We start from the raw sequence: 24,626 nt of genomic DNA, 5'->3' as shown, positions 1-24,626 counted from the left end.
ATGTGTCAATGAGCAGCTCGATTGAACTACTCGAAGAACACCGGATGTTTGGCGGCTGGCAGCAGCGCTACCGCCATACCTCTGAGAGCCTGAATTGCAGTATGACGTTCAGCATTTATCTGCCGCCGGCGCCTGACGACGCGCCGCCGCCAGTGCTGTACTGGCTGTCGGGTCTGACCTGTAATGACGAAAACTTCACGATCAAAGCCGGAGCGCAGCGCGTCGCGGCAGAACTCGGCGTGATCCTGGTGATGCCGGATACCAGCCCGCGCGGTGAAGGTGTCGCCAACGATGACGGTTATGACCTCGGTCAGGGAGCAGGTTTTTACCTGAACGCCACGCAGGCCCCGTGGGCTGCGCATTTCCGCATGTACGATTATCTGCTTGATGAACTGCCTGCGCTGATCAGCGGGCATTTTAATGTCAGCCATCGTCAGTCCATTTTTGGTCACTCGATGGGCGGCCACGGTGCGCTGATGCTGGCGTTACGTAATCCGCAACGTTTCTGTTCAGTATCAGCGTTTGCGCCAATCGTCAATCCGGCGCAGGTACCGTGGGGACGTAAAGCGTTCAGCGCGTATCTGGGGGATGACGAAAGTCAGTGGCTGCAATACGACAGTTGTCACCTGCTGAGTGCGTTGCCAGCCGGTCAAAAACCGTTCCCGATTTTAGTCGATCAGGGCGATAGCGATCAGTTCCTGGCAGATCAGTTGCAACCGGCAAAACTGGCGGAGATCGCCCGACAACGCGGCTGGCCGTTACAACTGCGGGTTCAGCCTGGGTACGATCACAGTTACTTTACGATTGCGTCATTTGTGGAAGATCACCTGAGATTCCATGCGGAGTTTTTGCACTCTGAAGTCTGACATTCTGCTGATGCAACAAGGGTTTGGCTTTGCTCCTCCCCCTGCGAAGGTGGAGGCTGGGAGGGGGTTTTAAGGGCTAACCCCCGGTCAGAGCACACCAACTTATGGATTTTGACCTTAATACCCCACCCCAACCCTCCCCTTCGCAGGGGAGGGAGCACAAAAATCAATTCTTCAATTTCGGATCCAGTGCATCCCGTAATCCGTCACCCAGCAAATTAAACGCCAGAACGGTCAGGAATATGGCCAGACTGGGGAATATCGCCACATGCGGGGCCATCACCATGTCGGCGCGGGCTTCGTTGAGCATCGCGCCCCACTCCGGCGTCGGGGGCTGCGCGCCCATGCCCAGAAACGACAGGCTGGCGGCGGTGATGATCGAAGTACCGATACGCATGGTGAAATACACCACGATGGATGACAGCGTACCCGGCAGGATGTGGCGGAATAAAATCGTGGCGTCAGAGGCGCCAATGCTGCGCGCCGATTCAATATAGGTTTGCTGTTTGAGTACCAGCGTGTTGCCGCGCACCAGACGCGCAAAGGCCGGTATGCTGAAAATCGCCACGGCGATAATTACATTCGACATGCCGTTGCCCATCACCGCAACGACGGCGATCGCCAGCAAAATACCGGGGAAAGCAAACAGGACGTCACAAACGCGCATGGTAATGCGATCCCACCAGCCTTCGTAATATCCCGCCAGCAGTCCGAACACTGTACCGATTGCCGCACCGAGCACCACGGAAAGTACGCCAGCGGTGAGTGAAATCCGCGTGCCCATCAGGATACGGCTGAAAATATCGCGACCGAGAGAATCTACCCCCAGCCAGTGGATCAGCGACGGCCCTTCGTTCAGGCGGTCGTAATCAAAATAATTTTCCGCGTCAAACGGCACCAGCCACGGCGCAAGAATGGCCGCCACGATCAGCAGCAGGATAAAAGCCCCCGCAATCATTGCAATATGCTGGCGGCGAAAACGACGCCAGAACGCTTTCCACGGTGTCCTTCCCGCCTGTGATTGCGCAGCTCCCGGCGTGATGACCGGTAAACTCGCGAGTACGGCATTTCGCCGCCAGTTTTTCATGCGCTTACTCACTTGTATCGGATAGAAGGGTTGATGACGGCGTACAGCATGTCCACCAGCAGATTGATCAGGATGAACTCCAGCGAAAACAGCAGCACTTCTGCCTGTATCACCGGATAGTCGCGCATCTCAACCGAATCAACCAGCAACCGCCCTAACCCCGGCCAGTTGAACACTTTTTCCACCACAATCGAACCGCCGAGCAGGAAGCCAAATTGCAGCCCCATCATGGTCACGACCGGGATCATCGCGTTGCGCAGGCCATGTTTGACCACCACCACCGCTTCGTGTACGCCTTTGGCACGCGCGGTACGCATATAATCTTCCTGCATCACTTCAACAAAAGAAGCGCGGGTAAAGCGCGCCATGATCGCCGCCACCGCTGCACCGAGCGTAACAGAAGGGAGAATATAGTGCTGCCAGCTGTCAGCACCCACCGTCGGCAGCCAGCCCAGCTCAACGGAAAAAATTTGCATCAGCAACATGCCCAGCGCGAAAGCCGGGAAGGAGATACCGGAGACGGCGAGCGCCATGCCCAGCCTGTCCGGCCAGCGGTTACGCCACACGGCGGAGACTACACCAATCACCAGCCCGAAAATCACCGCCCACACCATGCTGGTCAGCGTCAGCCAGAATGTCGGCATAAAGCGCGAACTGATTTCTTCAATGACCGGGCGTTTTGAGACCATTGAGTGGCCGAAATCCCCGGTCAGCGCATTGCCAAAGAAAGTGAAGAATTGCTGATAAAGCGGTTTATCCAGTCCTAAATCCTGACGCACCAGCGCGACCACGCTGGCATCGGCATCCTGTCCGGCCATCAGCCGCGCCGGGTCACCCGGCAGCAGATGCACAAATAAAAACACCAGCACGGCCACAATCAGCAGCGTCGGTATCAGTCCGAGTAATCGTTTTAAAAAATAATTAAGCATGATTCGCTGTCTGTGATTTCACGGTAGACATCCATGTTCCGGCCCCCGGAACACATAAGTTCAGGGCGCGCACGCTGTGGCGTTACGCGCCCTGAAAGCTTTACCGCGTATTATTTCACATCTGCATCGTCAAAACTGAAGGCCGTGTCTGGCATCACATAGAAGCCGGTCAGACGTTTATTTTTGGCTGAAACCAGACGTTCAGTGACCAGAAATGCCCACGGCGCATCGGTCCAGATTTGTTTCTGGGCATCGGCGTACAGTTTGGCTTTCTCAGCTTTGTCGGTAGTTTTCAGCGCATCAGACAAATCTTTATCCACCTGTGCATTGCTGTAGAAGGCAGTATTGAACTGCTTCGGCGGTGCGGCCTGAGTGGAGAACAGCGGCGACAGCGCCCAGTCTGCTTCACCGGTAGACGCCGACCAGCCGGTATAGAACATACGGATGCCCGCCTCTTTCTGCCCGACGTTTTCAACCTGGGCGGCACGCTGCGCGGCGTCCATTGCGGTGACCGTCACTTTGATGCCCACCTGCGCCAGTTGCTGCTGGGTGAACTGCAACACTTTTTGCGCGGTGCTGTTGTTGTGCGAAGACCACAGCGTGGTGGTGAAACCGTCCGGATAACCGGCTTCTTTCAGCAACGCTTTCGCTTTTGCCGGGTCATACGGCCACGGTTTAAATTTCGCAGCATATTCGATGCCCTGCGGCAGCGGTCCTTCCGATGGCACGGCGTAACCGGCAAACGCCACTTTGATCAGCGCCTGTTTATTAATCGCGTAGTTGATCGCCTCACGCACTTTCACATTGTCGAACGGTTTTTGCGTGACGTTAAAACTGATGTAGCGATGCAGAATTGACGGCGCAGTCACCAGATCCAGTTTGGCGTTTTTCTCCAGCAAGGCCGCCTGTTCGTAAGGCACCGGGAACGCCAGATCCGCTTCGCCGGTTTGCAGCATGGCTGCCCGGGTGTTGTTATCCACCACCGGACGCCAGGTAATCGTATCGAGTTTCGGCTCGCCTTTTTTCCAGTAACCGTCGAATTTCTTCACTTTCACAAAGTCAGTCTGGTTCCATTGTTCCAGCGTATACGGGCCGGTGCCGACCGGATGGAAGCCGATGTCTTTGCCGTATTTGGTCAGCGCCGCCGGGGAAATAATCACCGCAGACGGGTGCGCCAGAATGTTGATAAAGGCGGAGAACGGCGCTTTCAGCGTGATTTTCACCGTGGTGTCATCAACCGCTTCGGTGCTGGCGATATTTTTGAACAGGTTATAGCGCTTGAGGTGACTGTCCGGGTTACTGGCGCGATCAAAGTTAACCTTCACCGCCGCCGCATTGAAGTCGGTGCCGTCCTGAAATTTGATGCCCGGATGCAGTTTGATGGTGTAAACCAGCCCGTCTTTACTGACGGTGTAACTGTCCGCCAGAACGTTTTCCAGTTTCATATTTTTATCAAAGCCAAACAGGCCCTGATAGAACGATTTGGCGACGGCCTGTGACAAGGTGTCGTTGGCGTCATACGGATCGAGCGAGGTGAAGTTAGAACCTACGGCGATGACCACGTCTTTTGCCGCCCATGCAGAAGCCGACGCCAGCGAACCGAAAACAGCGGCAGCGAGCACGACCTGACGGACAACGTTTTTACCTTTAGATTTCTGCTGATTCATGTCAGTTCCTTTTCCTGTCTTACCCGTTTGTGTTGCTAAGAATTGACGGTTCAAAATAAGCCGCCACAAAAATCAGTAAATACCCGCAATCGTATGTCTGGCGACGAAATGACCTTCGCCCACCTTCACCAATGGCATCACCACCGGGTCATCGTGCAACCCGCGGATCGGACTGGGGATTTCATCAACCAGCAGCGCCTGATCTTTTCGCTTGTGCGCCGGATCGGCAACTGGCACAGCGGCCATCAGTTTGCGGGTATACGCATGTTGCGGCGTTTCAAATACCGCACGGCGCGAGCCGATTTCCACAATCTGCCCAAGATACATCACCGCCACACGGTGGCTGATGCGTTCCACAACGGCCATATCGTGAGAAATAAACAAAAATGCCAGACCAAACTCTTTCTGCAAATCCATCAGCAGATTGATGATTTGCGCGCGGATAGACACATCCAGCGCCGAAACCGATTCATCGGCAATCACCACTTTTGGATTAAGCGCCAGCGCACGCGCAATGCAAATTCGCTGCCGCTGTCCGCCGGAAAATTCGTGAGGATAGCGCTGCGCGTGTTCCGGCAGCAGCCCGACTTTCTCCAGCAACCACGCCACACGGGCTTCGGCTTCCGCGCCTTTTGCCAGGTTGTGAACCAGCAGCGGTTCCATGATGGAATATCCTACCGTCAGGCGCGGATCGAGCGAGGCATAGGGATCCTGAAAGATAAACTGAATATCGCGGCGCAGATGTTGCAGTTCGCTGCCACCGATATCGGTCAGCGTCTGGCCCTTAAAAGTGATAGTGCCTCCCTGACTTTTCACCAGTTTCAGCAGCGAACGGCCGGTGGTGGATTTCCCGCAGCCTGATTCCCCTACCAGCGCCAGCGTTTCACCAGGATGTAAATCAAAACTGACTTTTTCCACAGCATGAACCCGGCGGGTCACCCGATTAAAAATGCCGCTGCGCAGGTCAAAGCGCGTGACCAGATCACGCACCTGCAATATTGGTGGCACACCTGGCGTGAGAGTGTTTTGAATCAGCGCCGGATCGCTTTCCTGCTGTTCAGGCGCGGGAAAGCGGGCGGGCAGCGGTTTACCCGCCATCGAGCCGAGTTTTGGCACCGCCGCCAGCAACGTCCGGGTGTAAGGCGCCTGCGGAGAGCGGAATATAGCGTTCACCTCTCCGGTTTCCACACTGTTGCCCTGATGCATCACCAGCACACGATCAGCAATTTCGGCCACCACACCCATATCATGCGTGATAAAAATCACGCCCATCTGCATCTCTTTTTGCAGCACACGGATCAGTTGCAGAATTTGCGCCTGAATAGTGACATCCAGCGCTGTGGTCGGTTCGTCGGCTATCAGCAACGCCGGTTTACAGGAGAGTGCCATCGCAATCATCACCCGCTGGCGCATACCGCCGGAAAGCTGATGCGGGTAACTGTCGAGAATATTCCGGGCTTCGGGAATGCGCACCAGATCAAGCATCCGTAACGCTTCCGCGCGGGCGGCGCGGTGATCTTTGTTCTGGTGCAAACGGATCGATTCGGCAATTTGCTCCCCCACCGGAAAGACCGGATTGAGCGACGTCATCGGCTCCTGAAAAATCATCGCCATATCCGCGCCGCGCAGGTTGCGCATGGCGGGCTGCGAGGCGTTTCTCAGATCGACCACCTCACCGTTACGGCGACGAAATTGCATTTCCCCTTGTGAAATCTTCCCGCCGCCCTGTTCCACCAGCCGCATCAGTGCCAGTGAGGTCACGGATTTTCCGGAACCCGATTCGCCCACAATCGCCAGCGTTTCACCCCGTTTCACCTGAAAACTGAGCTGATTAACCGCCGGGATCACCTGCCCTTCATGGGCAAACTGTACGCTGAGCTGGCTGACAGCCAGCACGTGGTCGGGAGGCAGGATCAGAGGACTGTTCATGAGCGGTAAATACTGACGACGGGTGCATCACCCACCCTGGCAAAGCCGCGGTACATGCCTTCACTGTTAAAAGGCAGCACCACGTTGCCAAATTTATCCACGGCAATCATTCCGCCGCTTCCGCCCAGGGGCAGCAGTTTTTCCTGCACCACCTTGCGGGTGGCCTCTTCCAGAGAAAGACCGGCGTATTCCATCAGCGCCGCCACATCATAAGCCGCCACCGTGCGCATAAACACTTCGCCGGTGCCGGTGCTGGAAATCGCCACCGTATTATTGCTGGCATAGCACCCGGCACCAATGATCGGCGAATCGCCCACGCGCCCGGCCTGCTTGTTAGTCATACCACCGGTCGATGTCGCCGCCGCCAGATTGCCCAGAACATCCATCGCCACGGCACCCACGGTGCCAAATTTATGTTCAGGATCCAGCGGGTCATCTGAGGCAGATGCACTGAGCGATGCGCCGTCGTGATCGAGCATCACGCCGGTATCCGCCGCGATAGCACGCTGCAACTGGTCATAACGTTCCTGCGTGAAAAAATAATCCGGTCCGACCATTTCCTGGCCGTGTTCACGGGCAAACGCCTCCGCGCCCGCACCGGTAAACATCACATGCGGGCTGACTTCCAGCACCTTACGGGCGGTGAGAACAGGATTGCGAATATGGTTCACACAACTGATGGCACCGGCATCGAGCGTACGGCCGTCCATAATGCAGGCGTCTAACTCATGAGTGCCCTGATGGGTAAAAACAGCCCCTTTTCCGGCATTAAATAACGGGCATTCTTCGAGCAGACGCACCGCTTCGGTGACCGCATCCAGTGCGCTGCCGCCGGAGGCCAGAATAGCCTGTCCGCTGGTGACTATTCTCTCCAGTTCGGCTAAATAAAGTCGTTCTTTTTCAGCGCTCATTGCTGCGCGGGTAATCGCCCCTGCACCACCGTGGATCGCAATAACCGGCCGCTTCTTGTCCGAAACGGAAGCCGCTGAATTATCAGTAGAAAAACTCATTAGCGCTGCACCTTTCGATGTTGTATTTATGTATAGGAAAATGTTGAGCTGTTTTTGACTATATTTAGCCCGCAACAGTATGTAAAGCAGAAATGTCGCGCCATTAAAAGGTCGCTAATTGCTTAGATTGTTTAGGAAAAACAAATGCTGCAATTGAATATACCTGCGGGACAAATGACCAAAGAACAGCAATAATAAACGTCTTAACTGCGGATAAAAGCATCTCTGGATAAGCTTTCCGTGGCTTTTTTATTTTCTCTTTTTAGGAAATCAGTTTATGGAAACTGTTTATAACCGCCGTCGGATTAATGTGATCTCATGGCTCAGCTATTTCTTTACCGGTGGACTGGTTTCCACTCTGGGCATTGTTATCGGACCGGTGGCCACTGCATTTAACAAAGATCCGGGCTTTATCGGCCAGATGTTCTCCTTAATGAACATCGGTCTGTTCCTGCCAATCATGATCAGCGGCATTCTGATGCGTAAGTTTGATCTGGGCAAACAGCTGATGACCGGCTCTTTCATTTCCGTGCTGGTGTGTATCGCGCTGTTTATCATGCCGTCGATTACCCTGTTCGGCGTGGGCGTGTTCCTGATCGGTGCCACCGCGGGCCTGATGATGTCTATCGGCAGCTACCTGGTCGTTCGTATTAATGACGATCCGAAAAAACGTTCAGCGAACTTAATCTTCACCGACTTCTTCTTTGCGCTTTCCGGTATGACGCTGTCACTGGTGCTGGGTTTCCTGTTCAAACACGGCGCAAGCTGGCTGGCGATGTACGGCATCATGGGCGTTCTGAGCTTGCTGATGATTTTGCTGTGCGCGGGTCAGAAATTCCCGAATGTTCCGCAACCGGTTAAAAACGAAGCCAGTCATAACGTGGCGAAAGAGCCATGGGGAATCGCAGTCTTCTTCCTGTGTATTGCGTTGTTTGCTTTTGTCTTTACCGAACTGGTCTTCACGCTGTGGATGCCAAGCTGGCTGCATGAGCACTTCAGTATGGAAACAGACCGTGCCGCGATTTACATCACCACCTACTGGATGGTGAAAGCGATTGGCCTGTTCCTGAACCAGTTCACCGTGCGTTTCGTGAAACTGCGGACTTTCCTGCTAATTTCCGTGATTATCGGCATGGCAAGCCTGGCAGTGCTCACCACCAGCAATTCGCCGACGCTGGTGCTCTTTGCCGTGGGTCTGTTCGGTTTCTGTAACTCCGGTCTGTTCTCCGGCCTGATGAGCTACGGTAGCCTGCAGGTGAAAAATTCACCCCCTACGCTGACATCCGCACTGCTGACCACCAGTTCCGTCGGCACGCTGATTTTCGCGTCCTTCTCTTCTTTCATCTACAACGAGTACGGTTTGTTCTGGGCGCTGAATATCGCGACCGTTTCCTACGCGTTGCTGGTGCTGATGGTGGTGCTTGCCAGCCTGAAGAGCAAGGCAGAGAAAATTAACCACGAAGTGACCGCACACTGAGTCTCAGTGGCGAACCATAAAAAAGGGAAGGCATAAAAGCCTTCCCTTTTCTTATTGTCGTTGCTGCGTTTAAAGCTGCGGGCAACGCTGCAAACTGTTTAGCCAGGATGTTTCAGGCTGAGCGGCCAGACGACGCGCACGTCCGTGGCGGCGTAAAATCAATCCTTTGTCCTGCATTTCACTCAGATCGCGTCTGATCGTTTCGAGACTGACATCCAGCGATTGTGCCAGTTCGCTTACCTGTAGCACTTCATGTTGTTCAACCAACTGAAGGATGGCCTGATGACGATTTTTTTTAAGCACCGGTTATTCCTGTTTATATGACAGTTATGTGACGAAAGTCACAAATAACGGCAACTATAATACCCACGTTACATTGTTAATTTTGGGATCGATCTCAATTTTTCAGGAATCTTCGCAGAATTTTTACGCCTTCAGTGATTTTTGGTTCGCTGCGTTTCTCTGTCATACTATGCGCATGCTCCCTTTCCTTGCCCGGCTCCGGTGAAAATACCTGCTACGCCGGGACGAATGACTAAGGATTTTTCATGGAATTCAATACTGCCGGTCTGATCTCACTCGACGAAGCGCTGGATAAAATGCGCGCCTGCGTACCGCCTAAAACAACTCAGGAGGCCGAATCTCTGCCACTCGCTGGTGCCGCGGGGCGTATTACCGCCGCACCGGTACTTTCACCGGTTTTCGTGCCACCGTTTGATAACTCGGCGATGGACGGCTATGCGGTGCGTTGCGAAGAGTTGTGCGATGGCGCAGTGTTCCCGGTTGCAGGCAAAGCCTTTGCGGGTGCGCCTTTTCATGGCGAATGGCCGGCCGGAACCTGCATTCGTATTATGACCGGTGCACCGGTGCCTGCAGGCGCTGACGCCGTGATCATGCAGGAACAGACCGAAGTCGCGGATGCCGGTGTACGTTTCACGGCAGCCATCACCAAAGGCCAGAATATCCGTCTGACCGGTGATGACATAAAACAGGGTGACAGCGTGCTGCCTGCCGGCGTGCGGCTGGGTGCAGCAGAATTACCCCTGCTGGCCTCACTGGGCGTCACCCACGTTGATGTCTGGAAGCCGCTGAAAGTCGCGGTATTCTCCACCGGCGATGAACTGCAACCGGTGGGCACACCTTTGCAGGAAGGCCAGATTTACGATACCAACCGTTTCGCCGTGCGCCTGATGCTGGAACAACTGGGCTGCACCGTGCTGGATCTGGGCATTATCCGCGACAATCCGCAGGCATTGCGTAAAGCTTTTGAAGAAGCCAATGCGTTTGCGGATCTGGTGATTTCCAGCGGCGGCGTGTCGGTCGGTGAAGCCGATTACACTAAGCAGATCCTGGATGAACTGGGTGAAATTGGTTTCTGGAAGCTTGCCATGAAACCGGGCAAACCTTTCGCGTTCGGCAAACTTGAAAACAGCTGGTTCTGCGGTTTGCCGGGTAATCCGGTGTCGGCTGCGCTGACGTTTTATCAACTGGTTCAGCCCTTTATTGCGCAATTGTCCGGCCATACGGCCTGGCAGTTCCCGCCACGCCTGAAGGCAAAAGCGGTAACACCATTAAAAAAATCCCCCGGACGTCTCGATTTCCAGCGCGGTATTTTCAGCACCAGTGCCGAAGGTCAACTGGAAGTCCGCACCACCGGACATCAGGGCTCGCATGTGTTCAGCTCATTCAGTCAGGCCAACTGTTTCATCGTACTTGAACGCGAACGCGGCAATGTGTCGACAGGCGAAATCGTCGAAATCGAACCGTTTAACGCCCTGTTGCGGAGCTGAACATGCCTCAATTGCCGGAACTGACGGACGCCGAAATCCTGCGTTATAACCGCCAGATTGTTCTGAAAGGGTTTGATTTTGACGGTCAGGAGCAACTGAAAGCCAGTCATGTGCTGATTGTCGGACTGGGTGGTTTAGGCTGTGCCGCGGCGCAATATCTGGCGGCCGCAGGCACCGGTACATTAACGCTACTGGATTTCGATACGGTTTCGCTGTCCAACCTGCAACGCCAGACGCTGCATACGGATGCCCGGATCGGCATGCCGAAAGTGGAATCCGCCGCCATAGCGCTGGCGGCAATCAATCCGCACATCGCCATTCATCAGATTAATGCACAGGCCAGCGACGATATGCTGCGTGACCTGATCGCCGCCTGCGACGTGGTGGTCGACTGTACCGACAACGTCACCACACGGAATCAGCTGAACGGTGAATGTTTCGCACAGAAAAAACCACTGGTTTCCGGTGCCGCAATCCGTATGGAAGGCCAGCTCAGCGTATTTACCTATCAGCCGCAGGAGCCGTGTTACCGCTGCCTGAGCCGCTTATTTGGCGAAAATGCGCTGACCTGCGTGGAAGCCGGTGTGATGGCGCCGCTGGTCGGTACCATCGGCAGTTTACAGGCCATGGAAACCCTCAAGTTGCTGACAAAATGGGGTGAAACCCCGCGCGGAAAACTGCTGATGTTTGACGCCATGACGTTGCAGTTTCGCGAAATGAAGCTGATGAAAGATCCGCATTGTGAAGTGTGTGGTGATTGCTGAATCAGTCAATTCAGACACAAAAAAACCGCCTTTATCGGCGGTTTTTAAATAATGAAAACCTCTAAATCATTCGAGTTGTATCCAGGCGGCAACTGAACAAATCCCCGGGAGCATACATCAGTATGTGACCGGGGTTTGTGAAGACAGCCAACGCAGAGACAGCTTGAAGGATGACGAGGTTTAATTGATGCCCTGACTGCGCAGGTAGTCTTCGTAATTACCCGAGAAATCAATCACGCGCGTCGGTGTCATTTCCAGAATACGCGTCGCCAGCGAGCTGACGAATTCACGGTCGTGAGAAACGAAGATTAGCGTGCCTTCGTACATTTCCAGCGCCATGTTCAGCGATTCGATGGATTCCATATCAAGGTGGTTGGTTGGCTCATCCATAATCAGGATGTTCGGACGTTGCATCATCAGTTTCCCGAATAACATACGGCCTTTTTCACCCCCGGAAAGCACTTTCACTTTCTTCTTGATATCGTCCTGACCGAACAGCAGGCGGCCTAACACACCGCGCACGGCCTGCTCGTCGTCTTTCTCGGATTTCCACTGGCTCATCCAGTCGAAGACGTTCAGGGTGTCATCGAATTCATATTCATGATCCTGCGCGTAATAACCGATTTTGGCGTTTTCAGACCATTTTACTGAACCGCTTTCCGGTTCATGCTCACCGACCAGCGTTTTCAGCAGGGTTGATTTACCAATACCGTTAGCACCCAGAATCGCGACTTTCTCGCCCACTTCCAGCATCAGGCCGAGGTTTTTAAACAGCGGACCGTTATCAAAACCTTTGGTGATTTTTTCCACTTCCAGCGCATTTCGGAACAATTTCTTGTCCTGCTCGAAGCGCATGTAAGGGTTCTGACGGCTGGATGCTTTGATTTCATCAAGCTGAATTTTATCAATCTGACGGGCACGGGAAGTCGCCTGTTTAGATTTTGAGGCGTTCGCGCTGAAGCGGCTGACGAACGATTGCAGTTCAGCAATCTGCGCTTTCTTCTTGGCGTTATTGGCGCTGAGAAGTTCACGCGCCTGCGTCGCCGCCGTCATGTATTCGTCGTAGTTGCCCGGATAAACACGCAGTTCACCGTAGTCAAGATCCGCCATGTGCGTACACACCATGTTCAGGAAGTGACGGTCATGCGAAATGATGATCATGGTGCTGTTACGTTCGTTCAGCACCTGCTCCAGCCAGCGAATGGTATCGATGTCCAGGTTGTTCGTCGGTTCGTCGAGCAGCAGGATTTCCGGATCGGAGAACAGCGCCTGCGCCAGCAAAACACGCAATTTAAAGCCCGGTGCGATTTCGCTCATCGGGCCATAATGTTGTTCGACAGGAATACCCACGCCCAGCAGCAATTCACCCGCACGGGATTCCGCGCTGTAGCCGTCCATTTCACCGTAAGCGACTTCCAGATCAGCCACTTTGTAGCCGTCTTCTTCACTCATTTCCGCCATAGCGTAAATGCGGTCGCGCTCTTCCTTCACTTCCCACAATTCGGTGTGGCCCATGATCACGGTGTCCAGCACGCTGAACTGTTCGAAGGCGAACTGATCCTGGCGCAATTTACCCAGACGCTCGTTCGGGTCCAGCACGACGTTACCGCCAGAAGGCACTAAGTCGCCGCCGAGGATCTTCATGAAAGTGGACTTGCCACAACCGTTCGCGCCAATCAGGCCGTAACGGTTACCGCCGCCAAATTTCACGTTAATGTTTTCAAATAACGGCTTGCTGCCGAATTGCATGGTGATGTTGTAAGTACTTAGCACAACGCTCGCTCTTAATTGGGAAATGTGATTTGGCGCGCATTATGCCACAACAGCGCGTCAGGATCGCCTGTAGTTATGTTCATTTTTCACTCAATAGCTAAAAAAAAGCCTGGCGGATGACTTTTCAGAAAGCAACAAAAGCAAAAAACCCGGCCGGAGCCGGGTTTGTCGTACAACCGCTGAAATCAGAAGTTGTAGCCGATTACGCCGTAGTAACCCCAGCCGGTGGACTTCACATCGAAGTTACCGTTACCGAAGTTCAGCTCAGCGCCGTCAGCCCACTGGCCGCCGTTGTGGAAGTAACGCGCCACGAACGAGTAATGCCAGTGTGTATAGTTCAGTGACAGGATATGGCTGGAGGCGATAGAGTTATTAGAACGCGCTTTGTTGCCGTTCAGATCACGGAAATCGTCGTCACCCAGTGAGGAACCCCAGTCGAAGTTGGTGAACCCGATATAGCTCAGGTTGCCGCCCCACAGTTGCGTCAGAGGAACGAAATACTTCACTTTGAAACGGTAACCGTCCCAGCTGTTTTCGTTCGCTGCACCGTAGTTTTCCCACTGATATTTCGCATACACGTTCAGAGACAGGCTCATCGGCAGACCGGTGTCGATGTCGGTGCCCAGCCCCATGTACCAGGTATTCTGACGGTTATCGCTGTCCGGGCCCATGTCGTAGATATAGTTGTTAGCGAAGTACCATTCTTTGAACGGACCGAAGCTCAGATCAGTGCCGGTCAGCTTATCAATAGAGAAACGTGGTTCGATTTCCATAAACAGCGGAGAACCGTTCTTATCCCAGATACCGGTGTCATTGCCGTTACCGGCACCAAAGGTTTTAGGAATATCGATATAGCCGTAGAAATCAAACCAGTCTTTGTGCGCAAACGCTTCATATTCAAGGTAAACATCGTTACGCAGCGTAGGCCCGAAACGGGTATCGGCGCTGCCTACAACGTTGACACTTTGGTGCCACCAGTCAGAAACAAATTCGCCATTGCTATCATCAGCGAGCACGGTCGCGCTGTAGGACAAAGCCATCAAAGCGCCTGCTGCAATAATTTTATTTTTCATATTTTTACCCGAAGCGGGGGGTGGGACAACGTCTTGCCACTTTCAGACGTTGCATAAAACAAACCCTAAAACTGTGATCCGCAACCGATTGCTGCGCATAGTGCAAAAAACCTGCAATTTCCAGTTACTTCCTACAAGAGTCGACTTTTCTTAGCTAATAAATAGATTTGGTCAAGGTTTGTCAATTTCTGTTTCATTCCGATACATCTCCAATGTGATATCGATCACACTTATGTTTCAGGACGATTTTATTCAGCACGGAGTGATGCAAAAAAGTCATCGTTGATAAAATGACCATTCGTTATTTGTCATGCTATAATCATGACAAATAACGGTGCGGAGGCACACATCATGAATTCAAAAATTACCGGGCTGTCTTCCAGCTCTGTGCAAGATTCTGCAACGCCGCTTTGGCAATCTGCGGGCCTTCCCGCAAGCAGCGGAATCAGTCTGATAAATGCCATACAAAAAGGATTTCCGGTTGATAGTATCAGCCGTCTTAATACTGAGCTGGGATGGCCAAAAATGGTGTTACTGGAAATCATGGGCATTAACGAACGCAACTATGCACGGCGTAAAGCCGGGAACGGATTGCTGAAAAGTGAAGAGAGTGAACGTGTGGCACGGCTGGTGCGCATCGTGGATGCAGCAACAGATTTGTTCGAAGGAGATCGTGTCTCGGCGCTGGAATGGTTCACCCGCCCTGCTCCGGCACTGGATGGTTCGCGCCCGCTGGAACTGCTGTCTTCTGAAGCTGGCGCGGTGGAAGTCAGCCGCCTGATTGGTCGTCTCCAGCACGGTGTTTTCAGTTGAAGCTGTTTCGTATCGTGCAGACCCGCCACCTGGCGACAGCCTGGTCGGGAGCCGGTGCGCAACTTTACGGCGGTCGCTGGAATCCGCCGGGCAGGTCGGTGGTTTATGTCACCACCAGCATCTCGCTGGCGATCCTGGAAATCCTGGTGCATGTGCAAAACAGCATGCTGATGCGTTCCTATACCTTGCTCAGTATTGAGGTGCCAGAGGAATGGCTTGATACGCTGGAAGTTTCAGAGCTGGCCGCCGACTGGCGTAGCGCCTCGGTGCCTGACAGCACACAACGTCAGGGTGACACCTGGCTGGCGGAAGGTGAATACGTCGGGCTGAAAGTGCCGTCAGTGATTGTGCCGTCAGAATACAACGTATTGCTCAATCCACAGCATCCGGCTTTTGCCGATTTACTGAGTTCAGTCGAACGCGAGCCAATGATGTTTGATCCGCGCCTTCAGTAAAGCGCGGGTCAGTTGTCGGTCAGAAAATCATTCTGTTTTGCGATTGCTGCGATAAATCAGTGCCAGTGCGACGATCAAACAGGGAATCGCCGCAATCCGGTGCCATGACAAGGCGATCTGCGGATTATCCAGCCAGCCGAAATTATCAATCAGCATACCCATTGCCAGTTGCCCGAGGATTACCGCAACTGTTGCCACTGCCGTCCCGACACGGGGTACCGCTGTCACCATCACAATGATGTACGGCACGCCAAATAATGCGCCCGCGAGCTGCCACTTTGGCACGGTGAGCAAGGTTTGCGGCTGCGGTGTTTGCAAAAACAGTACCAGCACTGCGGTAATGGCAGCCCCGACGCTAAACGTCAGGAATGCACTTTTCAGTACGCCCACTTTCTCGCCTAACTGCCCGTTAACCGCCGCCTGCATACTCAGCGCGGCACCCGCCACAATGGCCAGAATAATCATAGTCAGTTCAGTCATGGTTCAGTCCCAGGCAATTAAAACAAGCGCAGCAATGATAAACAGCAGCGCCAGCAGGCGTTCACCGCCGACTTTTTTATGCGGTGTCCCAAACCAGCCGTAATGGTCGATCAGCACGCTTTTCGCCACCTGCCCTGACAAAATCGCAATCATGGTCATGCCGATCCCAATCACCGGCGTCGAGAGCGTCAGCACCACAACATAGACCGGCCCGAGCACGCCGCCGAGTAATTTCCACCCCGGTTGCCCGGTGAAAGAGGGTGCATTACGCGGGCTGAAAAACAGCACCAGCAGGCCGGTCAGTACCGCGCCCACACCAAAAATACTCAGTGTGGCCCACAAATGCCCCACTTCAGTTCCCAGCGGACCAATCAGCCCGGCCTCCAGTGAAAGCCCCATCCCCGCCAGGACGACCAGCGGAATTAACATCAGATTCATCATTGTCCTGCTTTGCTTTTTTAAGAGGCGGCGACTATAACGTGGCATAACTATGCAAAAAACAGCAAAATCAGGAAAATACCTTTGCGGAAAATACACAGATGAAAGGTTTTAATCAGATCACTATCCAGTCTTTGCGCCTGTATATCGCGGTACTCGATCAGGGAAGCTTTTCAGAAGTGGCGCGGCGTGAGGCGATGTCGCCGTCAACCGTATCGCGGGTGATTTCCCAACTGGAGCAGGCGTTACAGACGCAACTGCTGTATCGCAACACCCGCGCCGTCAGCCCGACAGAATCCGGTAAACTGCTGGCCGGACATGCGCGACAGGTGCTGGCGCAACTCGATCTTGCCACTCTGGATTTGCAGGAGCAGGACAGCGAACCCGGCGGACTGGTGCGCATCAATGCGCCTGTAGTGTTCGGTCAGCGACATCTTGCGCCGTGGTTGCATGAGCTGAGTACCCGTTATCCGCGCCTGCATATCGAGCTGATGCAGACCGACGATTTTGTCGATCCGTTGCAGGACAGCGTTGACCTGCTCATCCGTATCGGTGTGATGGCGGATTCTACGTTACAGGCGCGTACACTCGGCCATCAGACTTTTCGTCTTGCCGCCAGCCCTGCTTATCTGGCCCGCGCAGGAAAACCGGGAACGCCGGAGGATTTAGCCAGTCACAGTTGTCTGGTGTTCAAGGGATTTGCCGGTCCGCAACGCTGGTACTTCCGCCAGCCGGATCAGGAATGGCACTCGCTGCATCTGGGGGGATTACTGACCAGTAATAACGCGGAAACGCTGACGCAGGCGGCTATCGACGGCATGGGGCTGGTGGTCTTTCCCACCTGGCTGATTGGCGATGCCCTGCGCGACGGACGTCTGGTCAGCGTGCTGGAAAGTTATCAGGTATCGACCTCGCCTGAACCGCAGACAATATCAGCGTTGTATCCGAACAGCCGCCGCCCGTCGATCAAAGTCCGTGCAGTGATTGATTTTCTGGTGGAGAAATTTGGCAGTCCGGCGTACTGGGAGTGATACCGCTCCGTTCGGCAAGCTTTCTAAACCGCCCGCAGGATCTTAAATTCAAAGGCAGACTGTTTTTATCTTTGCTCCTCCCCCTGCGAAGCGGGAGGCTGGGAGGGGGGTTTAAGGGCTAACACCGAATCAAAGCCAACCTTAACTCTTTGATTCTTTTTTAATACCCCACCCCAACCCTCCCCTTCGCAGGGGAGGGAGCTTTATGGGCAGCGGCGATATGCCGTCCCCCAAGTCAGTGTAAACCGACGCCCACGGTTTTGACTTTGAAGTTGAAGTTGAAGTTGAAGTTGAAGATTAAATCCTCAACTCCATCCCCACATGCGGTATCCCATCTTCATCATAAATTTCGCTATACGCCACAAATCCCAGTCTGCCGTAGAACCCCTGCAAATGCGCCTGAGCGGAAATGGCGACACGCGCACCCGGCCAGTGTTTCTGGCAGGCAGCCAGTGCCTGTTCCATCAGCTGATAACCCAGTTTCAGGCCGCGTGCAGAGGGAGCGACAATCACCCGTCCGATCGCCACGTCATCTTCGAAACGCAGAATACGCGCGTAGGCGGCAATCTTGCCGTCCAGCCAGGCGATGATATGACGGTTTTCACCGGTCAGATCCTGTCCGTCGATATCCTGATAAACACAGGTTTGTTCCACCACAAATACTTCACTTCGCAGTGCCAGAATGGCGTAAAGCTGCGCCACGTTCAGTTCACTGTGATGATAATCCTGCCAGTGAAGCGATGATGATTCCGTCATGAGTGAATGCCCTGCCTGTTTTCTGAAAGCCAAAAAAGAGATATTCCTGAGAATATCTCTTTTTAACACCGGTTTTACAGCCAATTTATCAGGCAGATTGCTTCAGCGGCGGCGTGCGAACCGGTGCATTACCGGCGGTGTAATACGCCGCAGTACTACGCGGTAAGGGCTGACGGCCACGGATTTTATCGGCAATCTTTTCGGCGATCATGATCGTTGTCGCATTCAGGTTGCCGGTAATGATCTGCGGCATGATGGACGCGTCTACCACGCGCAGCGCCTGCAATCCATGAACCCGCCCTTCTCCGTCGACCACCGCCATCTCATCGGTGCCCATTTTACAGGAGCACGACGGATGGAAAGCTGTTTCCGCATGTTCGCGGATAAAGGCATCCAGCTCTTCGTCAGTCTGCACATTTTCGCCCGGACTGATTTCGCGACCGCGGTAAGGATCCAGCGCCGGTTGATTCATGATTTCACGCGTAATGCGGATGGCGTCACGGAACTCCTGCCAGTCCTGATCCGTCGCCATGTAATTAAACAGGATGCTCGGATGCTGGCGCGGATCTTTCGATTTCACCTGAACGCGGCCACGGCTGGGTGAACGCATTGAACCGACATGCGCCTGAAAACCGTGCTCTTTTACCGCGTTACTGCCGTTGTAATTAATCGCCACCGGCAGGAAGTGATACTGAATATTCGGCCAGGCAAATTCTTCACGGCTGCGGATAAAACCGCCCGCTTCAAACTGATTGCTGGCACCGACGCCGGTGCCTTTAAACAGCCACTCGGCACCAATCGCCGGCTGGTTGTGCATCTGTAATGCCGGATACAAAGAGACCGGCTGCGTACAGCTGTATTGCAGGTACATTTCCAGATGATCCTGCAAATTCTCGCCGACACCCGGCAGGTCGTGCACCAGCGGAATATCCAGACGGTTCAGCAGTTCCGCTGCGCCGACGCCGGAACGTTGCAGAATTTGCGGAGAGGCAATCGCGCCGCTGCACAGCAACACTTCGCGTTTCGCCTTCGCTGTTTTGGCGTTGTATTCATCACCGTGGAAATAGCTGACACCCACCGCGCGCTTGCCGTCGAACAGGATCCTGTCGGTCAGCGCGTGGGTCAAAATGGTCAGATTAGCGCGCGGTTTGGCCTGATCCAGATACCCGCGGGCAGTACTCGCACGACGGCCATTCGGGGTGACGGTTCTGTCCATCGGGCCGAAACCTTCCTGTTTGAACCCATTCAGGTCATCCGTGCGTGAATACCCCGCCTGTACACCGGCTTCAATCATCGCGCCGAACAGCGGATTATTGCCGTTTTTTGGCGTTGCTACGCTCACCGGTCCTTCGCCACCGTGGAAGTCATTCGGGCCGATATCGCGGGTTTCTGCTTTACGGAAATAAGGCAGACAGTCCAGATAACTCCAGTCTTCCAGACCCGGTGCTTTCGCCCAGTTATCAAAATCCATCGCGTTACCGCGGATGTAACACATCCCGTTGATCAGCGACGAACCGCCAAGCCCTTTGCCCCGTCCGCATTCCATGCGACGGTTATTCATGTGCGGTTCCGGGTCAGTTTCATACGCCCAGTTGTAACGACGTCCCTGTAACGGAAACGCCAGCGCCGCAGGCATCTGCGTGCGAAAATCCAGACGATAATCCGGGCCGCCCGCTTCCAGCAGCAAAACGGTCACATTGCTGTCTTCCGTCAGCCGGGTGGCGAGCACGTTGCCGGCAGAACCGGCACCGATAATGATGTAATCGTAATCCATTGAATCTCCTCTGTTGCAGCGGATCAAAATACTGAGCTGAATTCGCCCAGCTCGACCTGCACGGATTTGATTTGGGTGTAATGCTCAAGCGTGGTGATGCCGTTTTCGCGGCCAACACCCGAGTGTTTATAGCCGCCAACCGGCATTTCTGCGGCGGATTCGCCCCAGGTATTAACCCAGCAAATCCCGGCTTCGAGCTTGTGGATGGCGCGGTGGGCGCGGTTGAGATCCCGCGTTACCAGGCCGGCGGCCAGACCATATTCAGTATCATTGGCGCGGCGGATCACTTCTTCTTCGCTTTCATAAGTCAGAATGCTCATCACCGGCCCGAAGATTTCTTCACGCACAATCAGCATGTCATCACGACAATCGGTGAAGACCGTCGGCGCGACGTAAGCGCCTTTGGCGTATTCGCCGGTGGTGACGGGCCCACCACCGGTCAGCAGTGTCGCGCCTTCACGCTTGCCGCTTTCGATATAACGCAGCACCGATTCCCTATGCGCAAAACTGACCAGCGGGCCAAAGTTGACATTTTCATCTGTCGGATCACCTAAGCGAATGCGTTTCACCCGTTCCAGCACTTTGGCTTCGAACGCTTTGTGCAAGGTTTTGGGGATAAACACACGGGTGCCGTTGGTACACACCTGACCGGAACTGTAGAAATTCGCCATCATCGCAATGTCGGCAGCTTTATCAAGATCCGCATCATCAAAGATGATCAACGGCGATTTACCGCCCAGTTCCATGGTCACGTCTTTCAGCGTGGAAGCCGACGCGCTGGCCATGACTTTCTTGCCGGTTTTAATGCCGCCGGTGAAAGACACTTTGGCAATGTCCGGATGCTCGGTTAATGCCTGCCCGACGCTGGCCGCACCGGTTACCACGCTAAACACGCCGTCCGGCACACCGGCTTCGGTGTAGATTTCTGCCAGTTTCAGTGCGGTCAGCGACGTGTTTTCGCTCGGTTTGAACACCATCGCGTTACCGGCTGCCAGTGCAGGGGCAGATTTCCACAAGGCAATCTGAATCGGGTAGTTCCAGGCACCGATACCGGCGACCACGCCCAGCGGCTCACGGCGGGTATAGACGAATGAAGAATCCCGCAGCGGAATTTGCTGGCCTTCAATCGCCGGGATTAATCCGGCGTAATACTCCAGCACATCCGCGCCGGTGACGATATCCACAGCCCGTGTTTCAGACAGCGGTTTACCGGTGTCGGCCGTTTCAATGGCGGCCAGTTCGTCATTGCGCTCACGCAGAATATCCACGGCGCGGCGCAGAATACGGGCGCGGCTCATGGCCGTCATCGCGGCCCAGACTTTCTGGCCTTTCTGCGCTGATTTCACTGCCAGATCGACATCCGCATGCGTTGCGGATTGCACGGTCGCAATCACTTCGCCGTTGGCCGGATTGACTGCATCGAAGGTTTCATCCCCGGTGCTGTCCTGAAAACGCCCGTTGATATAAAGTTTTTGTTTGCCGTAGCGGGACATACCTCTCTCCTCGGTCTGTGCGGTCTGAAAGTTTTCAGCCCGGTTTACTGCGCAGTAACGCGCGGCGCGATCTGCGATTCGATATGGCTGTGCGTGATTTGCATCGCCTCGGCGCGGTTGAACCCTTTACCGCTGAGCGCGCCGCGCAGCCACAGGCCATCAATCAGTGCGGCGGTGCTCTGCGCCGCCAGACGCGCCTCACTTTTAGGCAGAAAGCGTCTGAATTCAGAACATAAATTTGAATAGAGCCGGCGGCTGTTAACCTGTTGCAGCCGGTACAACTGCGGGTGGTGCATGCTGCTCGCCCAGAAGGCCAGCCAGGTTTTCATCGCCGCGCTGTTGGTCTGACTGTCGTCAAAATTAGCTTCTGCAATTGCATGCAGCCGCGCCGTCGGTGCGGTATCCGTCAGTTGCGATAGCCGCAACTGCACACCTTCCCCCAGGCGACTGAGCAAAAAGCGCATGGTCGCTTCCAGCAGTCCATTCTTGTCACGAAAGTAGTGACTGATGATGCCGTTGGAGACGCCAGCACGGCGGGCAATTTGCGAAATCGAAGCATCATGCATCCCGACTTCGTTCACTGCGGCCAGTGTTGCCTCAATTAATTGCTGCCGTCTGATGGGCTGCATTCCTACTTTGGGCATGGTTCCGGCTCCTGAAAATGAGCGGGTTGAAGCACGCTTAAAAAACTTTTTTACGCGCCTGCTCAACCTCGTTACAACGCTCTGACACCCCCTATTTAACTTTTTTTTGATTGAACGTTCAATTAAAAATGCATATATTTTATTACCAATACGTTAGTAATTTGTATGAATTTTGGGATTTTAAAGCATCTATTTTATTGAAAAATAGTGATTAATTAACATAACAGGGGAAAAGATGGCGATTGCCGATACGACAGAGAGAAAGAGCGAAAAACCGCGCGACCCGCTGAACAAGGTTGTGTTCTTCACCTCCGCCGGGCTGATTTTAGCCTTCACATTAATGACCATTTTCTTCACCGATTTATCGGGGAAATGGATCAGCCTGACCCTTAACTGGGTGTCCGCCACCTTCGGCTGGTATTACATGCTGGCGGCTACGCTGTACATCGTGTTTGTAGTGTTCATAGCCTGTTCACGTTTTGGTTCGATCAAACTGGGCCCTGAACAATCCAAACCCGAATTCAGCATGATGAGCTGGGCCGCAATGCTGTTTGCTGCCGGGATCGGCATCGATCTGATGTTCTTCTCGGTTGCCGAACCGGTCACGCAATACATGTTGCCGCCGGAAGGCAACGGGCAAACGCTGGAGGCGGCGCGGCAGGCCATGACCTGGACGCTGTTCCACTACGGGCTGACCGGCTGGGCGATGTACGCACTGATGGGCATCGCCCTGGGCTATTTCAGCTACCGCTATAACCTGCCGCTGACCATCCGTTCAGCGCTGTACCCGATTTTTGGCAAACGCATTAACGGTCCGATCGGCCACAGCGTGGATATCGCTGCCGTGGTCGGGACTATTTTTGGTATCGCCACCACGCTCGGCATTGGTGTGGTACAGCTTAACTACGGCCTGAAAGTGCTGTTCCATATTCCGGAAAACCTGACCGTTCAGGCCGCACTGATCCTGCTTTCTGTGATTATGGCGACGGTGTCGGTAACCTCCGGTGTGAACAAAGGCATCCGGATTCTGTCGGAACTCAACGTGCTGCTGGCGCTGGGGCTGATTCTGTTCCTGCTGTTTTTCGGCAACACCGAATTCCTGCTCAATGCGCTGGTGCTCAATATTGGCGATTACATCAACCGTTTTATGGGGATGACGCTCAATACCTTTGCCTTTGACCGGCCAACCGAATGGATGAACAGCTGGACCCTGTTCTTCTGGGCCTGGTGGGTGGCGTGGTCGCCGTTTGTCGGCCTGTTCCTGGCGCGTATCTCACGCGGACGCACCATTCGTCAGTTCGTGCTCGGCACCCTGATTATTCCGTTCGTCTTCACCCTGCTGTGGCTGTCAATTTTCGGTAACAGTGCGCTGTATCAGATCCTGCATGGCAATCTGGATTTTGCCAACGAAGTGATTTCACACCCTGAACGCGGCGTTTACAGCCTGCTGGCACAGTATCCGGGCTTTACGCTGAGCGCGTCCGTCGCAACCATCACCGGCCTGCTGTTTTATGTCACCTCGGCGGATTCCGGCTCGCTGGTGCTGGGTAACTTCACCTCAAAACTGGCAGACATTAATAACGATGCGCCAAACTGGCTGCGGATTTTCTGGTCCGTCACCATCGGCGTGCTGACGCTGGGTATGCTGATGACCGACGGTGTTTCCGCGCTGCAAAACACCACGGTGATTATGGGTCTGCCGTTCAGCTTTGTGATTTTCTTCATTATGGCCGGATTGTATAAATCGCTGCGCCTGGAAGATTACCGCCGCGCCAGTACCCAGCAGACTCTGGCTCCGCTGCCTGCCACCAGCGACGCGGCACTGAACTGGAAACAACGTTTGTCGCGGGTGATGAATTACCCCGGCACGCGCCATACGCAGAAAATGATGGACACCGTTTGCCGCCCTGCGATGCAGGAAGTGGCGCAGGAGCTGGAGCTGCGCGGGGCAAAAGTGATTTTTAACGAGCACGAGCCGCAGGAAGACGAGAAAATCGGGCCGCTGGAATTGCAGGTCGCGTTGGGCGAAGAGCAAAACTTTGTCTATCAGATCTGGCCGGTACGCTATGCGGTGCCTGCCTTTACCTATCGCGCACGCGCCGGTAAATCGCATTATTACCGTCTGGAAACCTTCCTGCTGGAAGGCACGCAGGGCAATGACCTGATGGACTTCACCCAACATCAGGTGATCAATGACATTCTGGATCAGTACGAGCGTCATCTGAACTTCCTGCACATCAACCGCGAAGCGCCGGGCAACACCCTCACCTTCCCGGAACTGCCGGTCTGATAAGAACCCACAAAAAAACCCGCGCCATGCGGGTTTCTTATACGCTTACATACCCTTTTCCCTTTCTCCCCACAGGTTCAACAACGG

General features: G+C 54.1%; 22 protein-coding genes. 8 read left to right on the top strand and 14 right to left on the bottom strand.

All coding sequences use genetic code 11. The annotated features are described in order from the left end of the window. Positions 1–8 precede the first annotated feature (8 nt). Entirely contained in the window at positions 9–866 is an 858-nt protein-coding gene (gene fghA / locus RAHAQ2_RS07095) for an S-formylglutathione hydrolase (protein WP_015696573.1), read from the top strand. 166 nt (positions 867–1,032) lie between these two features. On the opposite strand, the gene gsiD is transcribed toward fghA, so the two are convergent. The 5 genes from gsiD to RAHAQ2_RS07070 all read right to left on the bottom strand — a co-directional run bounded on the left by gsiD (position 1,033) and on the right by RAHAQ2_RS07070 (position 7,488). Further along, on the bottom strand, positions 1,033–1,953 hold the full coding sequence (gsiD, locus tag RAHAQ2_RS07090; RefSeq protein ID WP_015696572.1) for a glutathione ABC transporter permease GsiD: 921 nt from the start codon (positions 1,951–1,953) through the stop codon (positions 1,033–1,035). An 8-nt stretch (positions 1,954–1,961) separates the two neighbouring features. Beyond that, entirely contained in the window at positions 1,962–2,882 is a 921-nt protein-coding gene (gene gsiC, locus RAHAQ2_RS07085) for a glutathione ABC transporter permease GsiC (RefSeq protein ID WP_015696571.1), read from the bottom strand. A gap of 110 nt (positions 2,883–2,992) precedes the next feature. Beyond that, positions 2,993–4,549 carry a glutathione ABC transporter substrate-binding protein GsiB gene (gsiB, locus tag RAHAQ2_RS07080; protein ID WP_015696570.1) on the bottom strand — a complete coding sequence of 519 codons (1,557 nt, stop codon included), beginning with the start codon at positions 4,547–4,549 and terminating at the stop codon, positions 2,993–2,995. Positions 4,550–4,621: 72 nt separating this feature from the next. Then, positions 4,622–6,478, bottom strand: a complete 1,857-nt coding sequence (locus tag RAHAQ2_RS07075) for a dipeptide ABC transporter ATP-binding protein (protein WP_015696569.1) — start codon at positions 6,476–6,478, stop codon at positions 4,622–4,624. Then, complete coding sequence (locus RAHAQ2_RS07070; protein ID WP_015696568.1) at positions 6,475–7,488, bottom strand: isoaspartyl peptidase/L-asparaginase family protein; 1,014 nt, start codon at positions 7,486–7,488, stop codon at positions 6,475–6,477. The genes RAHAQ2_RS07075 and RAHAQ2_RS07070 overlap by 4 nt, the downstream gene beginning before the upstream one ends. Positions 7,489–7,765: 277 nt before the next feature. On the opposite strand from RAHAQ2_RS07070, the gene tsgA reads away from it, so the two are divergent. Next, positions 7,766–8,965, top strand: coding sequence for an MFS transporter TsgA (gene tsgA / locus RAHAQ2_RS07065; protein WP_015696567.1), 1,200 nt, complete (start codon positions 7,766–7,768; stop codon positions 8,963–8,965). A gap of 69 nt (positions 8,966–9,034) precedes the next feature. On the opposite strand, the gene RAHAQ2_RS07060 is transcribed toward tsgA, so the two are convergent. Then, positions 9,035–9,268: a DeoR family transcriptional regulator gene (locus tag RAHAQ2_RS07060; protein ID WP_013574728.1), complete on the bottom strand. Its 234-nt coding sequence runs from the start codon at positions 9,266–9,268 to the stop codon at positions 9,035–9,037. Positions 9,269–9,513: 245 nt separating this feature from the next. Between RAHAQ2_RS07060 and moeA the strand changes: the two genes are divergently transcribed. Next, complete coding sequence (moeA, locus tag RAHAQ2_RS07055) at positions 9,514–10,755, top strand: molybdopterin molybdotransferase MoeA (protein ID WP_015696566.1); 1,242 nt, start codon at positions 9,514–9,516, stop codon at positions 10,753–10,755. A 2-nt stretch (positions 10,756–10,757) separates the two neighbouring features. Further along, positions 10,758–11,519, top strand: a complete 762-nt coding sequence (moeB, locus tag RAHAQ2_RS07050) for a molybdopterin-synthase adenylyltransferase MoeB (RefSeq protein ID WP_015696565.1) — start codon at positions 10,758–10,760, stop codon at positions 11,517–11,519. Between the two features lie 180 nt (positions 11,520–11,699). Here moeB and RAHAQ2_RS07045 read toward each other — a convergent pair whose 3' ends face one another. Both RAHAQ2_RS07045 and RAHAQ2_RS07040 read right to left on the bottom strand, forming a co-directional pair. Continuing rightward, a complete protein-coding gene (locus RAHAQ2_RS07045) occupies positions 11,700–13,292 on the bottom strand; it encodes an ABC-F family ATPase (RefSeq protein ID WP_015696564.1) in 1,593 nt (530 codons plus the stop codon). A 185-nt stretch (positions 13,293–13,477) separates the two neighbouring features. Next, positions 13,478–14,365 carry a nucleoside-specific channel-forming protein Tsx gene (locus RAHAQ2_RS07040; RefSeq protein WP_037038636.1) on the bottom strand — a complete coding sequence of 296 codons (888 nt, stop codon included), beginning with the start codon at positions 14,363–14,365 and terminating at the stop codon, positions 13,478–13,480. A gap of 351 nt (positions 14,366–14,716) precedes the next feature. Between RAHAQ2_RS07040 and parS the strand changes: the two genes are divergently transcribed. Next, complete coding sequence (gene parS / locus RAHAQ2_RS07035; protein WP_013574723.1) at positions 14,717–15,178, top strand: type II RES/Xre toxin-antitoxin system antitoxin; 462 nt, start codon at positions 14,717–14,719, stop codon at positions 15,176–15,178. Then, the gene (locus RAHAQ2_RS07030; RefSeq protein WP_015696562.1) at positions 15,175–15,633 is read left to right on the top strand and encodes an RES family NAD+ phosphorylase; all 459 of its coding nucleotides are present in this window, start codon (positions 15,175–15,177) and stop codon (positions 15,631–15,633) included. The genes parS and RAHAQ2_RS07030 overlap by 4 nt, the downstream gene beginning before the upstream one ends. A 27-nt stretch (positions 15,634–15,660) precedes the next feature. Here the strand turns inward: RAHAQ2_RS07030 and RAHAQ2_RS07025 are convergent, their stop codons facing one another. Together RAHAQ2_RS07025 and RAHAQ2_RS07020 are read right to left on the bottom strand one after the other, a co-directional pair. Continuing rightward, positions 15,661–16,113: a DMT family transporter gene (locus tag RAHAQ2_RS07025; protein WP_015696561.1), complete on the bottom strand. Its 453-nt coding sequence runs from the start codon at positions 16,111–16,113 to the stop codon at positions 15,661–15,663. Positions 16,114–16,116: 3 nt separating this feature from the next. Further along, positions 16,117–16,551, bottom strand: coding sequence for a DMT family transporter (locus RAHAQ2_RS07020; protein WP_015696560.1), 435 nt, complete (start codon positions 16,549–16,551; stop codon positions 16,117–16,119). Positions 16,552–16,652: 101 nt separating this feature from the next. Between RAHAQ2_RS07020 and RAHAQ2_RS07015 the strand changes: the two genes are divergently transcribed. Continuing rightward, positions 16,653–17,582, top strand: coding sequence for a LysR family transcriptional regulator (locus RAHAQ2_RS07015; RefSeq protein ID WP_015696559.1), 930 nt, complete (start codon positions 16,653–16,655; stop codon positions 17,580–17,582). A 297-nt stretch (positions 17,583–17,879) separates the two neighbouring features. Here the strand turns inward: RAHAQ2_RS07015 and RAHAQ2_RS07010 are convergent, their stop codons facing one another. From RAHAQ2_RS07010 to betI, 4 genes are all read right to left on the bottom strand, one after another. Continuing rightward, positions 17,880–18,338 carry a GNAT family N-acetyltransferase gene (locus RAHAQ2_RS07010; RefSeq protein WP_015696558.1) on the bottom strand — a complete coding sequence of 153 codons (459 nt, stop codon included), beginning with the start codon at positions 18,336–18,338 and terminating at the stop codon, positions 17,880–17,882. 88 nt (positions 18,339–18,426) lie between these two features. Beyond that, positions 18,427–20,112 carry a choline dehydrogenase gene (betA, locus tag RAHAQ2_RS07005; protein WP_015696557.1) on the bottom strand — a complete coding sequence of 562 codons (1,686 nt, stop codon included), beginning with the start codon at positions 20,110–20,112 and terminating at the stop codon, positions 18,427–18,429. Between the two features lie 23 nt (positions 20,113–20,135). Then, positions 20,136–21,605, bottom strand: coding sequence for a betaine-aldehyde dehydrogenase (gene betB / locus RAHAQ2_RS07000; protein ID WP_015696556.1), 1,470 nt, complete (start codon positions 21,603–21,605; stop codon positions 20,136–20,138). 44 nt (positions 21,606–21,649) lie between these two features. Further along, positions 21,650–22,249 carry a transcriptional regulator BetI gene (betI, locus tag RAHAQ2_RS06995; RefSeq protein WP_015696555.1) on the bottom strand — a complete coding sequence of 200 codons (600 nt, stop codon included), beginning with the start codon at positions 22,247–22,249 and terminating at the stop codon, positions 21,650–21,652. A gap of 235 nt (positions 22,250–22,484) precedes the next feature. Between betI and RAHAQ2_RS06990 the strand changes: the two genes are divergently transcribed. Next, complete coding sequence (locus RAHAQ2_RS06990; RefSeq protein ID WP_015696554.1) at positions 22,485–24,539, top strand: choline transporter; 2,055 nt, start codon at positions 22,485–22,487, stop codon at positions 24,537–24,539. Positions 24,540–24,626: the final 87 nt, after the last annotated feature.

It is taken from the genome of Rahnella aquatilis CIP 78.65 = ATCC 33071, assembly GCF_000241955.1.
Classification (GTDB): domain Bacteria; phylum Pseudomonadota; class Gammaproteobacteria; order Enterobacterales; family Enterobacteriaceae; genus Rahnella; species Rahnella aquatilis.
This window is presented reverse-complemented; position numbering and strand designations above follow the sequence as displayed.

What these genes read in the sequence shown, in the direction of transcription:
- RAHAQ2_RS07015 (WP_015696559.1), top strand. Translation starts at nt 16,653, where the DNA reads ATGAAAGGTTTTAATCAGATCACTATCCAGTCTTTGCGCCTGTATATC.
- betI (WP_015696555.1), bottom strand. Translation starts at nt 22,249, where the DNA reads ATGCCCAAAGTAGGAATGCAGCCCATCAGACGGCAGCAATTAATTGAG.
- betB (WP_015696556.1), bottom strand. Translation starts at nt 21,605, where the DNA reads ATGTCCCGCTACGGCAAACAAAAACTTTATATCAACGGGCGTTTTCAG.
- RAHAQ2_RS07025 (WP_015696561.1), bottom strand. Translation starts at nt 16,113, where the DNA reads ATGACTGAACTGACTATGATTATTCTGGCCATTGTGGCGGGTGCCGCG.
- RAHAQ2_RS07040 (WP_037038636.1), bottom strand. Translation starts at nt 14,365, where the DNA reads ATGAAAAATAAAATTATTGCAGCAGGCGCTTTGATGGCTTTGTCCTAC.
- gsiD (WP_015696572.1), bottom strand. Translation starts at nt 1,953, where the DNA reads ATGAAAAACTGGCGGCGAAATGCCGTACTCGCGAGTTTACCGGTCATC.
- tsgA (WP_015696567.1), top strand. Translation starts at nt 7,766, where the DNA reads ATGGAAACTGTTTATAACCGCCGTCGGATTAATGTGATCTCATGGCTC.
- gsiC (WP_015696571.1), bottom strand. Translation starts at nt 2,882, where the DNA reads ATGCTTAATTATTTTTTAAAACGATTACTCGGACTGATACCGACGCTG.
- moeB (WP_015696565.1), top strand. Translation starts at nt 10,758, where the DNA reads ATGCCTCAATTGCCGGAACTGACGGACGCCGAAATCCTGCGTTATAAC.
- RAHAQ2_RS07020 (WP_015696560.1), bottom strand. Translation starts at nt 16,551, where the DNA reads ATGAATCTGATGTTAATTCCGCTGGTCGTCCTGGCGGGGATGGGGCTT.
- RAHAQ2_RS06990 (WP_015696554.1), top strand. Translation starts at nt 22,485, where the DNA reads ATGGCGATTGCCGATACGACAGAGAGAAAGAGCGAAAAACCGCGCGAC.
- moeA (WP_015696566.1), top strand. Translation starts at nt 9,514, where the DNA reads ATGGAATTCAATACTGCCGGTCTGATCTCACTCGACGAAGCGCTGGAT.
- parS (WP_013574723.1), top strand. Translation starts at nt 14,717, where the DNA reads ATGAATTCAAAAATTACCGGGCTGTCTTCCAGCTCTGTGCAAGATTCT.
- RAHAQ2_RS07070 (WP_015696568.1), bottom strand. Translation starts at nt 7,488, where the DNA reads ATGAGTTTTTCTACTGATAATTCAGCGGCTTCCGTTTCGGACAAGAAG.
- gsiB (WP_015696570.1), bottom strand. Translation starts at nt 4,549, where the DNA reads ATGAATCAGCAGAAATCTAAAGGTAAAAACGTTGTCCGTCAGGTCGTG.
- RAHAQ2_RS07010 (WP_015696558.1), bottom strand. Translation starts at nt 18,338, where the DNA reads ATGACGGAATCATCATCGCTTCACTGGCAGGATTATCATCACAGTGAA.
- RAHAQ2_RS07075 (WP_015696569.1), bottom strand. Translation starts at nt 6,478, where the DNA reads ATGAACAGTCCTCTGATCCTGCCTCCCGACCACGTGCTGGCTGTCAGC.
- betA (WP_015696557.1), bottom strand. Translation starts at nt 20,112, where the DNA reads ATGGATTACGATTACATCATTATCGGTGCCGGTTCTGCCGGCAACGTG.
- fghA (WP_015696573.1), top strand. Translation starts at nt 9, where the DNA reads ATGAGCAGCTCGATTGAACTACTCGAAGAACACCGGATGTTTGGCGGC.